This window comes from Bradyrhizobium sp. 41S5, assembly GCF_011516665.3.
Classification (GTDB): domain Bacteria; phylum Pseudomonadota; class Alphaproteobacteria; order Rhizobiales; family Xanthobacteraceae; genus Bradyrhizobium; species Bradyrhizobium quebecense.
In genome coordinates, this window is record NZ_CP083721.1 from 3,454,120 (window position 1) to 3,466,264 (window position 12,145).

Sequence of the window (12,145 nt, forward strand, 5' to 3'; positions counted from 1 at the left end):
ACTACCCAAGGTTACCGGGGTATTGTCCGACGGGCCGATATCGGTGCCGCTCCAGGACGCTCTCGCCGTGCGAAGGCGGTGTCCAATATTTCGCAGCTGCGGATTCACCCAGCCTCGGGGAAATTGTGATGACCATCAATGTCAAGGCCTACGCGAACGCCGATGATATCCTGATCGCCTGGCAGCCGGACACCTGGTCGAACGACTGGGTCGGTTTCCAGCTCGAGCGGCGCAACAACATCACGCAGCAGACGACCGTGCTGTCCAACCGCATTCCGCCGAAGCCCGGCGAGAAACCGGTGGCGGATGCCGGCATCTCCTCGACGCAGTCGCCGTTCCGGCGCTGCATCTGGACCGATCACAGCGTCGTCGACACCGACAACGTCTCGTACCGCGTCACCGCGATGAAGAGCGGCGCGAACGGCACGTTCACGCCCGATGCCGCCTCGGTGTCGGCCTGGACGACGCCGACGGTCGCTTCCGGCGATGCGGGCGGCGGCCTGTCGGCCTATTTCAACCGCGGCACCCTGATGTCCCAGATCGTCAGCCGCTTCGTGCAGGGCAATACCTCCGACGACTCGCTGCGCAATTTCGTCAAGAGCCTGTCCGACCCGGCCAACCAGGCGCGGCGCTACCTTTCAGGCGACGCCCTGCACGAGATCCTGGCCTTTCTGCATGATGCCGATCTCCGCGGCAGCCAGATCCATGCCGCCATCTACGAGATGAATGACGAGGAGTTGGTCGGCGCGCTGAAACCGTTCGGCAGCCGCGGCAACGTCCTGCTTGGCAATGGCAGTGCGACCAAGCCGAACATCGCGGGCGAGCTCGGCGGCGCCGGTCTGACGGTCAAGCATCGCGATCTGTCGAATGCGGGCAGGTCGTCGCCCAGCGTCCACAACAAGTTCGTGGTCGAGAGCGACGCGCACGGCAACGCCATCCGTGTGCTGACCGGCAGCACCAATTGGACCACCACCGGGCTGTGCACGCAGCTCAACAACGTGCTGATCATCGAGAATGCGGTGATCGCCAAGCGCTATCTCGATCAATGGGGCAAGCTGGTCGCCGCGGGCAACGCCATGCCGCCCGCGCTCAAGACGTCGAATTCCAGTCCGACCAGCGACAGCAACATTTCGGTCTATTTCGCCGCGACCAACGGCGAAGCCGAGTTCAAGCCGGTGCTGGATCTGATCAAGAACGCCAAGGACGGCGCGCTCTTCCTGATGTTCATGCCGGGTCAATCGCCGCTGCTGGATTCCCTGTTGGACCGCGCACAGCAGAACGACATCTATGTCCGCGGCGTGGTGTCGACCATGATGGCGAGCAAGAACGGCAGCATTGTTTCGGTCGGCGGGGAGGTCGTCAAATCGGGCGCACCGAAGCAATCCTTCCATGACGACGTCCAGCTGCCTCATGGCGTGAGCGCGACCAACGAACCCTCATGGGCCGACGTCGAATTCAGCGTCCAGCAGATCCGCAACGCGGGCATGATCGCGATCGTTCACTCCAAGACCATCGTGATCGATCCGTTCTCCGACAATTGCGCCGTCGTCACCGGATCGCACAATTTCTCGGTCGCCGCCTCGGAGAAGAATGACGAGAATCTCGTGATCATCCGCGGCAACAAGCAGCTTGCCCAGGCCTATGCGCTGCACATCAACGGCGTCTACGACCACTATTCCTGGCGCGGCTATCTCGGCAGCGGCGGCAATCCGGATCAGATCTATTCGCTCGACGGCTGGAAGCCGGGCGGCGGCAAGGAGCAGGAGCTGGATTTCTGGATGGAGGAGCCGGTGCCGCCACGCCCGACGCGTGGTGGAGGCGGTGGCGGCGCGGCGCAACGGCCCAGCGCGGCTGGCGGGGCGTCGGCGAAGACAGCCGTCAAGAAGACCCCCAAGAAAGCCACGAAGAAAGCCCCGAAGAAATCGGCCAAGAAAGTCGCCAAGACGTCAGCCAAGACATCGGCGAAGAAGGCGAAGGCCGGCAAGCCGGCAAAGGCGAAGAAAACAAAGGCCAAGACGACGAAGAAGGCGCAGGCCAAGAAATAAGAGCGGTTGCGCAGCAGACTGGTGCGGGCGGTGGGACTCGAACCCACATGACGTTGCCGTCGAGGGATTTTAAGTCCCTTGCGTCTACCAGTTCCGCCACGTCCGCATCTTGATTTTATTGAGTTTTCGCAATTTAGACCGAGAGACTTTCCAAGATACCTCGGCGGTTTTCCAAATCTGGTTTCGTTCTGTGCCGGACAAAACCCCGGCGGGCGCATCTTCTAGCTCTTCGTCGTCAGCCGGGCAAACGCCGGGATAACGAATCGCAGGTCTGAACGGCACGGTTTGTCCGTTAGCCCGTTCCTGAATTCGTCAGCGCGTTGCGAAGCGCCTGGACGCGCTTGTTGAGTGAGATGAGTTCGTCGACGGTCAGGCCGGACCGCTCCAGCAAGGTATCGGTCAGGCAGCCGGTGCGCGATTGCATCGCCTTGCCGCTGTCGGTCAGATGGACTCCGACCTGCCGTTCGTCCTCCATGCTGCGCCGACGCACCACGAAGCCGGCATTTTCGAGCCGCTTGACCAGCGGCGTGATGGTGCTGGGCTCGAGAGCGAGCCGGTCGGCGATTGCCGAAATCATCTGTCCGTCCTTTTCCCAGAGCACGCTGAGAACGAGGTATTGCGGATAGGTGATGCCGAGGCCGTCGAGCAGGGGCTTGTAGGCGCGGTTGATCGCAATGGTCGTCCCGTAAAGAGAGAAGCAAAGCTGGCTATCCAGCGGAATCGGTCCCGGATTTGGCATGGGAGGGCCCTTTCGATGTGGTTTGCCCAGCATAGCACAAAATAATTATCGCGATAAAAACTATCTAGACAGGTAAATCGAGCGCGGCTATATGATGATTATCGCGATAAAGATTATCGCGAAATAAACATCCAGGAGAACTTCAATGTCTGTTGTCACCAAATTGCTCGCCGCCGCAGCGTCGCTGGGCCTCGCCATCGCGACGATCCCTGCGGCCCACGCCCAGTCCGCCCCGGTCAAGTCGATCGTCCTCGTCCACGGCGGTTTCGTCGACGGTTCGGGATGGGAAGGCGTCTACAAGATCCTGAAGAAGGACGGCTACAAGGTCAGCATTGTCCAGAACCCGACCACCACGCTGGCGGACGACGTCGCCGTCACCAAGCGCGCCATCGCCGCCGCCGACGGCAACGTCATTCTGGTCGGACATTCCTATGGTGGCGTCGTCGTCACCGAAGCGGGCACCGATCCGAAGGTCGCGGGACTGGTCTACATCACGGCTTTCGCGCCCGAACAGGGTGAATCGGTCGGCAAGCTGATCGCCAATCCTCCGCCCGGCGCGCCGGTGCCGCCGATCCTGCCGCCGAAGGACGGCTTCCTGTCGCTCGATCACGCGAAGTTCGCCTCAGCGTTCGCAGCCGATGTGAAGCCCGATGTCGCGGCATTCATGGCTGACTCGCAGGTGCCCTGGGGTGTCGCCGCCTTGAATGGCGAGGTGACCGCGCCGGCCTGGAAGAGCAAGCCGAGCTGGTACCTGGTGGCGACCAACGACAAGATGATCCCGGTCGACGCGCAGCGGATGATGGCCAAGCGCGCCGGTGCCAAGACCGTCGATCAGGCCGGCAGCCACGCCGTGTATGTCTCGAAGCCGGAGGCAGTGGCACAGGTCATCGAGCAGGCCGCCAAGGGCGTCGGCGACAAGCAGAAGTAACGCAGCCGTCCCTGACCGAGTTCCTGATCGGGCTCAAGCGATGCCCGATCAGGCTCCCGGTCGCAGTACGACGCGGTTGCGCGATGATCCGATCACGGCGGTGTAGGCCGCCTTCGCCTCAGCAAGCGGGTAGATCGAGGACGGGATGATCGGATAGGGGCGCAGGAAGCCGCCGGCGAACCCAGGTAGCACGCTACGCAGCAGCTCTGCGCTTTCGATCGTGGAAAACGCGAGGGTGTCGATGCCGAGATAAGTGTGCCGTCCGCGATAGAATTCCAGGATGTTGAATTTAACCGTCTGGTTGGTCGTGGCAATCAGGATCTGCCGCCCGGCCTTTGCGAGCGAATGATGCGCATCGTCGAAATAGGGGTCACCGACCGTGTTGAAGACGATATCGGCTCCGTGGCCGTTGGTCAGTTCGCGCACACGTTCCGCGACGTCGGCCATCGAGGAATTGATGATCTCGATCGGGGCGTTGGCGTGGCCTTCGTAGGGTTCGTCCTTGCGCATCACGCCGATCACCTTGGCGCCTTGCCAGGTCGCAAGCTGGACCGCAGCCTGTCCGACCTTGCCGTTGACGCCCATGACGAGGACATATTCGCCGGGTCTCGGCGCGCCGGCTCGCCGAAAGCCTTCGATGGCTGTCACGAACGGTACGCCGATCCCTGCAGCCTCATCCATTGAAATTCCATCCGGCTTTTCGACCAGGGCCGCGGCTTCGACGACGACATGGCTGGCGTGCGTACCGTCGCGGCGGATTCCGAGGTCGCCCGACGAACCGAACACGGCTTTTCCGATCAATGCGTCCGGCCCTTCGACCACCCGCCCGGAAAAATCACGGCCCGGGGTTCTTGGGAACACCGCATAAGGCATCAATCCCGTGGCGGCCTTGACGTCCGACGGATTGACACCCGCCGCTTCGATCGCAACCACGACTTCGTGCGGTTGCCGCGTGAGCGAATGTTTCTCGATGGTCGGCGCGATCGCCGCCGCATCGGCAGCTTTGGCATTGAGCCGCACGCAGGTCGCCTCGACGACGACATCGGTCCCCGATCTGGTGATGGCACTCATAGCTCGCTCCTAAGCCTTGATTGTCTTCGTGGGCGAGGGCAGGCCGACGATCCGCCTGCTGTCCTCGATCGTCGCGACGGCGCCTCCGAGATCCTCGACGATGCGGCGCGCCTTTGTGACCATTTCCGCGTTGGAGGTCGCGAGCTGGCCGCGTGTGAGATAGACCGCATCTTCCAGGCCGATCCGTACGTGACCGCCCGCAAGATAAGATTGTGCAACCGTCGTGAATGCGGCCTTGCCGATGCCGACCGCGGTGAATTCCGCGTCCGACGGCAGCAGGCCGCGCGCGTACAATACGGTTTCCGGGGAAGGCTGAAGGCCGTAACGAACGCCCATCACGAAGGAACACAGGACTGGCCCTTGCAGGGAGCCGTCGGCCAAGAGATCGCGCATCAAGGCAATATCGCCGGAATCGAACAGTTCGATCTCCGGTTTGACGCCGGCGTCCGCGATCACTTTCGCCATCCGGCGAACGTTCGCCGGCGTATTGATCACGACCTCGCCTCCGGAGTTCATGGTGTTGAGATCGAGCGTGCAGATGTCCGGTCGCAGCACGGCGATGTGCTCGACCCGCCTCTCCGGCGCCATCAGGGTCGTGCCTTCGGCGGCCATCTTCGGATCGTCCCTGGACGGAACAAAGCGTCCGCCCGGTCCGGTCGTGATGTTGAGGATCAATGCGGGGTTGCGCGCGCGGATGCGCTTGACGACGTCGACATAGTGGTCGAGCAGCATCGAGGGACGGCCGGTAAGCGGGTCTCGAACGTGAATGTGGACGATGGCGGCGCCCGCATCGGCGGCGTAGAGACAGGCGTCAGCGATCTGCGCCGGCGTGATGGGAAGATGAGGGGTCTGCTCGGGTGTCGTCAGGTTGCCGGTCACGGCGCAGGTGATGATGACCTTTTCGCGGGGAGATCGCATAGACTTGTTCCTTCAAAGCGAGCGGCCGCCGTCGACCACGAAAGTCGTTCCGGTCGCGAAGCCGAGTTGGGTTGCACAGGCGAGAATGGCCGAGGCGATGTCCTCTGCAGTCGCAATCCGCTTCAGCGGTGTCGTCGTCGCGGTCTTGGCGTTGAAGTCCGCGCCGCGCCCCGGAACGAAGCCGGTGTCGACCACGCCGGGCGCGACCGCGAGCACCCGCACCTCGGGGGCCAGCACGCGGGCGAGCGATTTCGTCATGACGTCGATGCCGGCCTTGACGGCACAATAGGCAATCGAGGACCCGATCCCGTTGGTGCCCGCGATCGATGATATCGAAACGACGAGGCCGTCACCGGACGCCTTCAGGAGCGGAGCGAAGGTGCGGATCGCCGCAAACTGTCCGCGCCAGTTGACCGCGAACATCCGGTCAATCAGGTCGTCATCCAGCGCGTCGAGATCGGCGTGAGGCACCGGCTTGGTAAAGCCGGCGGCATTGACGAGGATATCGAGCCGGCCGAAGCGCCGCTCGATCTCGGCGCGCAGTGCTTTCAAGGTTGCCGTCTGCGCGACGTCGGCGATCAAGGCGGCGTGGCCGTCTCCAGGCAGGGATTGCACCACCGTTGCCGCGGAGGCGGTCTCGTCCGGAACGTCGCGGTGGCTGATTGCGATGCGTGCACCGAGTTCGGCGAAGCGCTTGGCGGACACTGCCCCGATGCTGCCGGCGCCGCCTACGACGAGCACGACCTTGTCCTTCATGGATTGATTCATCGTCGGCTTCACTTGATCGGTGGCTTGGGGAGGATCGCTTCACCATTTTCCATGGTGAAGCGATAGTTCAGCGTGTACCAGGGAGCGCGGACCCCGGGCGCCGGTGGATCGCCGTCGTCATGCCGGCGATAATCGCCGACCAGCGTGCGCGTCACCCCGAACACCACGTCGCTGTCCAGGTGTTCGTCGTGGTCGACGAAGACCTGCGTGATCAGCGTCTTGTAGCCAGGCTTGAAGCCCAGGAAGTGCATGTGTGCCGGCCGGTAGGGATGCCTGTTCTGGGCGCGCAGCATGTCGCCAACCGGGCCGTCGGTCGGCACGGGATAGCCGGCGGGCTTGACCGATCTGAATGAGAATCGACCCGAGGCGTCTGTGGTGAACTTGCCGCGCAGGTTCATGTCGGCCTGCGTTTCGTCCTGGTTCTCGTAGAGGCCGACAGGTGAGGATTGCCAGACGTCGACCTCGACATTGGCGAGGGGCTTGCCCGCGATGTCGACGACCTCGCAGTCGACGAAGAGTTCGGGGCCGGGTGTCTCAGAACGAACGATCGATGCCCCGTTCTCCGTTCGGGGAGAATTGGCCCGCCAGAACGGGCCCAGCAATGCCGCCGCGGTTTCGGTCGCACCGGCGTTGCCGTTGTTCAGCAGGCAGACCAGCGTCGAGAAGCCGGTCGCATCCGCGAAGAGGATGCCCTCGTTGTGGCTGTCGTGGGTGGCCTGTCCGATCCGGTTCAGGAAATCGATGCCGAGATCGTATTCCGCCTCGCTGAGTTTCACCTCGCGGGCGAAGGCATGGAGGTGCCTCACGAAGGCTTCCATCACCGTTCGGAGCCGCGCATTGTCGGCCGACGCCATCGCCCGCAACACGGTCGGCGTCACGTCCTCGAGCTTTTCGATAATGCCGTGAGACATCGGTAGGCTCCTGTACGTTCGGTTACACTTATTATGCAATCGATTGCAGTTACTAATGCAATCGATTGCAGCCGGTCAAGGGAGGCGCTATGCTCATTTCGCAAACGAGCTAAGCAGCAGGAATCGCTGGGTGAATCGACCTGTCACGACAATCAAGCAGATCGCGGACGCCGCCGGCGTCCATCCTTCGACCGTGTCGCGGGCCCTCGATCCCAAGAAACGGCATTTGGTCGCGGACGACGTCGCCAAGAGGATCTCCGCCCAGGCGGAGGCGCTGGGCTACCAACCGAACCGGCTGGCCGCCAACCTGCGACTGGGTCGATCCGATCTCGTCGGTGTGCTGCTGCCCGACATCACCAATCCGGTGTTCGCTCCGATCCTTGGCGGCATTACCGAGGTTCTCTCTGCGGAAGGCTACGCACCGATCGTCGCGGACGCAGGGAATATATCGTCGCAGCAGATCTCCTTTGTCGAACGACTGCTCAGCCAGCGGGTCGACGGACTGATCCTGGCGACGGTTTCGCAGGATGACGAACTCGTCGGTTTCTGTATCCGGCGCGGCGTTCCCGTGATCCTGGTCAACCGATCCGAAGCGCGCGATCGCGTCTCCTCAGTCGTCTCGGACGACGAAATGGGAATGCGTCTCGCCGTCGATCATCTCGTCGATATCGGACACCGCCGCATTGCGCATATCGCAGGGCCGCTGTCGACATCAACCGGCGCGCTGCGGCGTGACGGCTTCGAGCGCGCGATGGCGCGGCACGGATTGACCGGTGCCGTACGTGACGCCGCGGGATACACGCGCGAAGGCGGCGCGTTGGCGGCGATGCATCTCGTCGGCGGGCCGCATCAGGTGACTGCGATCGTTGCCGCGAACGACCTGCTGGCGATCGGCGCCCTTGACGCTCTGAGGGAGCGGCACCTGCGGTGCCCGGAGGATATCTCGCTCGTCGGTCACAACGACATGCCACTCATGGACGTCGTCTCGCCGCCCCTCACCACCGTGCGCATCGAGCACCGCGAGATGGGGCGGATCGCTGCCAGAATGCTGATCGAAATGCTCCAGAGCAAGTCGGCCGAGATCCGGCACGTCGTACTTCCTCCCGAGTTGGTCGTCAGGAAGTCCACGCAACCGGCAGCCTAGACATACGCACGTCTTCAACGCGGTCGTACGCTTGTGTCCGCTCCGCGACCTCCATCCTGGGATGCTTGATCAAGCTACTGTCGCAAGGGGGGCGGCGCCTGGTATCCATCCTGGCTTAGCCCCGCGCTCCGTTATCCGCTGCCTGCGGCCTGCAATTCCATTTGCTTCAGCGGCCGAGCGCTGGGATAAGCGGCGCGCCGCCGCGATTGAGCCTCAATCCGGACACCGGCGGCTGCTTTAGGCAATCTCAACACTGTCGGACTAAGAAAGCTGAATGTCTGTTCGTCCCTCACGCCGCCCAAATCTGTCGCGCGCGGCAGCCATCGTTGCGCTGCTCGCCTCGGCTGCGGGCGTTTCCGGTTGCGCACAGATCGGTGACAGCGTGCCGTCGGCATTCGCCGATCCCGCCAAATACGATTTGTATGATTGCAAGCAGCTCGAGACCGAGCGCAAGAATCTCGCGTCTCGCGCGACGGATCAGGAAAAGTTGATGGCCAAGGCGGAGACCGGCGTCGGCGGTACCGTGGTCTCGGAGATGGTCTATCGCAACGAGCTGATCTCGATCCACGCCCAGCAGAGGCTTGCGGATCAGGCCTGGCGCGCCAACAAGTGCCATGAGAGCCCGCCGGACACGCCGGCGGCGGCCGCACCCGCGGCGCCTGCGCCGGGGGCAAAGGGCCCGCGCGCGCCGCGAGGCCTCGTTCGCTAAGTCAACGTTTCCGGACGAGCCGGTTGCTGTGTGCGCATAGGCGCGCTCGGCTCAGGCGCGCCAGTCGTAGATCCAGTCCTGCCGCGCCAGCATGCGCTGCGGACCGATGGCGCGGATCGCAAGATCGCGCGCGATCGCCAAGGGTCCGCTCAAATGATAGATGCGACCCTGCTGCCGCGCCGTGCGCTGCACCTTCAGCACGCGGCCGCGCCGCATCTCGGCGTAGCGCTTCAATGCGGCGGGAATGCCTGCGGTGTTTTCGCCGGTGCAGTCGGCCAGGGCCTTGGCGAGCACGGCCGCATCCTCGATCGCCATGCCGGCGCCTTGCGCGGCAAACGGCAGCATCGCATGCGCGGCGTCGCCGAGCAGCGTCACCGCGCCTTCGCTCCAGCGGCCGATGTCGGGCAGGGTGAACAGCGCCCATTTGCGCCAGCCATCGACCGCGCCGATCAGCATCCGCGCCGCGGCGGGCCAGCGCGCGGCAGCGAACGCATCCTTGATCTCGTTGATGTCGCCGGGCGCGCTCCAGCCCGGCCGGTTCCAGGTGCCTGACACGATCGCGACCACGTTGAGCTGGCGTCCGGCCGAGATCGGATAGGCCACGAGATGCGCATCCGGCCCCATCCACAGCTGCACGCGTGGCGCGGTGTATTCATGCGGCAGGGCGGTCGCGTCAAGCGTGCCGCGCCAGGCGATCATGCCAGAGAATTGCGGTTGTACATCCGGAAACAAATGTCCGCGGACCGACGACCAGATGCCATCCGCGCCGATCAGCGCAACCGCCAATTCCTCCTGCCGTGCATTGCCGCGGCGTTGCACCACCGTCAGCCCCTTGGCGTGCTTGGTGACATCCTCGAACTGGCAGCCGAGCCGCAGATCGATATCGGGATGGTCGTTGACGACGGCCTGCAACGCGGCCTGCAGATCGGCGCGGTGGATCACCCAATAGGGGGCACCGGCGCGGAACTCGGCGGCCCGGCCAAGCGGCATCCGCGCGATCTCGCCACCGGCCCGCGTGCTCAGGATGTTGACGGATTCCGGCGTGACCGCACGCCGCGCCAGCGGTTCCTTGAGCCCGAGCTCGACCAGGATGCGGCTGGCATTGGGAGAGAGCTGGATGCCGGCGCCGGCTTCCTCGAGCCGCTCGGCCTTTTCCAGCACGACGACGCGAAAGCCTTGAGCAGCCAGGGTCAGCGACGCCGTCAGTCCTCCGATCCCGGCGCCGGCAACGATGACGGTTCGCGTCAGCGCCACGGAGCGGTCAGGCGACCTTGTCTTTCAGCACGCATTCCGGCGGCCGTGCTTCGCCGGCACCAAGGTCGGACGCGAAGCGATAGAGCGTCGAGCAGTACGGGCAGATGATCTCGCTGTCGTTGCCGAGGTCGAGGAACACGTGCGGATGGTCGAACGGAGGGTTGGCGCCCACGCACATGAACTCCTGCGACCCGATCTCGATCACCGAGACACCGGCATCGTTATGGAAGTGCGGGACGATGTGGTCGGACATATTCTCACCTTGGTGGCAACGATGGGCAGACGCATCAACAGCATGCGGCATCGCGAAATGCCGCGCACCATACTGGCGGGAACAGTTGATTCCTAGAGCCCCGATGGCTCATTTGCTCATGCAAATTCGACACAATCTTGTCGTCCCAGAGAAGCCCTTCTTTGGTCGGAGCCGTTGTGTCGCAAAAGCGGCACACACTATTTCCAAGGCGAATAAAACTAGAGGTTTTCAGCGGAATGAACGGGGTGCGCCTCAGTTTTGCGGTGGCCGGCCTGGCAGCGAGCGCTGCCGTGGGCGCGGCCATTTGGCCGCACGCCCGGGACGCCGGCACGGTGCTGTCAGCGCGGAACGATCCGGCTGCGCTCGCCGACCTCAGGCTCAATTCCGTCCTGCGCAACAACCCGGCGTTGATATCGGACAATATCGAGGCGGCACTCTCCTCCGGAGATGCCGATCTTGCGACCAGCTTTGTCGCGCTCGCAAGCGAGAAGGACATCGCGCTCAGTGATGAACTTACAAGGCGCGTCGACGACGCGCGTGCCGAGCAATCGTCCACCACGCATTTCGCCAAGGGATTTGCCGCCGGTCTCGTGACCGGCAATGCCGACGATGTCGCAAGCCTGTCCGGCACTGTCGCCGGCGACCTGTTCGTGTTCGGTGACGTCAGGGATGTCGTGCGCGAGGGCAAGCACCTCGTGATGGGCGAGGACACCGACCGACTGGTGCTTGGCCTTGCGGCCGCCGGGCTCGCCGTGACTGCGGCCACCTATGTGTCGGTCGGCGGTGCCGCGCCGCTGCGTGCCGGACTGACGCTGGTCAAGGATACGCGCAAGGCCGGACGGCTGAGCGAGGGGATGATCGAATGGGCCGGGCGCTCGACCCGCGAGGTGGTCGATCAGTCGGCGCTGCGTGAGGCGGTCGCGTCCGGCTCGGCGCTGCGGCCGGCGGAAACTGCAACCGCGATCCGCGCGGCGTTCCGCGCCGAGAAGGCCGGCGCGCTGGTGCGCGTCGCCAAGGACGTCGGGCGCATCGGCGAGGCGGCCGGGGTTCGTGCCGCGCGGGATACGCTGAAGGTCGCGGAGAACCCGCAGGAGATCGCGCGCGCGGCCCGCATCGCGGGCGTGAAGGGCGGCCAGACCCGCGCGATCATCAAGCTGCTCGGCCGCGGCGCACTGCTGCTCGCGGCCGGCACATTCAATCTCACCATGTGGCTGTTCGGCGCGCTGCTTGCGCTGTTCGGCTTCCTGTCGTCGATCAAGGCCACCACCGAGCGAACCACGGCGTGGTGGCTCAGACGAAGCAAGGCGCTGCGCCTGAAGCGGCAGATGACCGCGCAGGCCGCGCTGGCGAGTATGCCCGTCCAGGGCTAAGCTTGCGGTCGCCGGTCGATCGCCAATCCCAAATC

Annotated in this window: 12 protein-coding genes and 1 tRNA gene; 5 read left to right on the forward strand and 8 right to left on the reverse strand. The window is 64.1% G+C overall.

Annotation, left to right across the window (positions count from 1 at the left end; all coding sequences use genetic code 11):
- The first annotated feature begins 128 nt into the window (after positions 1–128).
- Positions 129–2,045, forward strand: coding sequence for a phospholipase D-like domain-containing protein (locus HAP47_RS16270; protein WP_175609469.1), 1,917 nt, complete (start codon positions 129–131; stop codon positions 2,043–2,045).
- Between the two features lie 19 nt (positions 2,046–2,064).
- Here HAP47_RS16270 and HAP47_RS16275 read toward each other — a convergent pair.
- Both HAP47_RS16275 and HAP47_RS16280 read right to left on the reverse strand, forming a co-directional pair.
- Positions 2,065–2,151 (reverse strand) — tRNA-Leu (locus tag HAP47_RS16275).
- Positions 2,152–2,337: 186 nt separating this feature from the next.
- Positions 2,338–2,784 (reverse strand): MarR family winged helix-turn-helix transcriptional regulator, encoded by a 447-nt coding sequence (locus tag HAP47_RS16280; RefSeq protein ID WP_173637365.1) that lies wholly within the window; start codon positions 2,782–2,784, stop codon positions 2,338–2,340.
- Positions 2,785–2,929: 145 nt separating this feature from the next.
- Between HAP47_RS16280 and HAP47_RS16285 the strand changes: the two genes are divergently transcribed.
- The gene (locus HAP47_RS16285; protein ID WP_173637364.1) at positions 2,930–3,712 is read left to right on the forward strand and encodes an alpha/beta fold hydrolase; all 783 of its coding nucleotides are present in this window, start codon (positions 2,930–2,932) and stop codon (positions 3,710–3,712) included.
- 48 nt (positions 3,713–3,760) lie between these two features.
- On the opposite strand, the gene HAP47_RS16290 is transcribed toward HAP47_RS16285, so the two are convergent.
- Genes HAP47_RS16290 through HAP47_RS16305 form a run of 4 tightly spaced genes read right to left on the reverse strand, consistent with a single transcriptional unit; the run spans position 3,761 to position 7,380 of the window.
- Entirely contained in the window at positions 3,761–4,783 is a 1,023-nt protein-coding gene (locus HAP47_RS16290) for a quinone oxidoreductase family protein (RefSeq protein ID WP_173637363.1), read from the reverse strand.
- A 9-nt stretch (positions 4,784–4,792) separates the two neighbouring features.
- The gene (locus HAP47_RS16295) at positions 4,793–5,701 is read right to left on the reverse strand and encodes a 3-keto-5-aminohexanoate cleavage protein (RefSeq protein ID WP_173637362.1); all 909 of its coding nucleotides are present in this window, start codon (positions 5,699–5,701) and stop codon (positions 4,793–4,795) included.
- A gap of 12 nt (positions 5,702–5,713) precedes the next feature.
- Entirely contained in the window at positions 5,714–6,469 is a 756-nt protein-coding gene (locus HAP47_RS16300; protein WP_173637361.1) for an SDR family NAD(P)-dependent oxidoreductase, read from the reverse strand.
- Between the two features lie 8 nt (positions 6,470–6,477).
- Entirely contained in the window at positions 6,478–7,380 is a 903-nt protein-coding gene (locus HAP47_RS16305) for a dioxygenase family protein (protein ID WP_173637360.1), read from the reverse strand.
- A 55-nt stretch (positions 7,381–7,435) separates the two neighbouring features.
- Here HAP47_RS16305 and HAP47_RS16310 point away from each other — a divergent pair, with 55 nt between their 5' ends.
- Complete coding sequence (locus HAP47_RS16310) at positions 7,436–8,524, forward strand: LacI family DNA-binding transcriptional regulator (protein ID WP_173637359.1); 1,089 nt, start codon at positions 7,436–7,438, stop codon at positions 8,522–8,524.
- Between the two features lie 274 nt (positions 8,525–8,798).
- Positions 8,799–9,233 (forward strand): twin-arginine translocation pathway signal, encoded by a 435-nt coding sequence (locus HAP47_RS16315; RefSeq protein WP_173637358.1) that lies wholly within the window; start codon positions 8,799–8,801, stop codon positions 9,231–9,233.
- A 51-nt stretch (positions 9,234–9,284) separates the two neighbouring features.
- Here HAP47_RS16315 and HAP47_RS16320 read toward each other — a convergent pair whose 3' ends face one another.
- A complete protein-coding gene (locus HAP47_RS16320; RefSeq protein WP_173637357.1) occupies positions 9,285–10,487 on the reverse strand; it encodes an FAD-dependent monooxygenase in 1,203 nt (400 codons plus the stop codon).
- A 7-nt stretch (positions 10,488–10,494) separates the two neighbouring features.
- Positions 10,495–10,740, reverse strand: a complete 246-nt coding sequence (locus HAP47_RS16325) for a zinc-finger domain-containing protein (RefSeq protein ID WP_173637356.1) — start codon at positions 10,738–10,740, stop codon at positions 10,495–10,497.
- 236 nt (positions 10,741–10,976) lie between these two features.
- On the opposite strand from HAP47_RS16325, the gene HAP47_RS16330 reads away from it, so the two are divergent.
- On the forward strand, positions 10,977–12,110 hold the full coding sequence (locus tag HAP47_RS16330) for a hypothetical protein (RefSeq protein WP_173637355.1): 1,134 nt from the start codon (positions 10,977–10,979) through the stop codon (positions 12,108–12,110).
- Positions 12,111–12,145 lie beyond the last annotated feature (35 nt).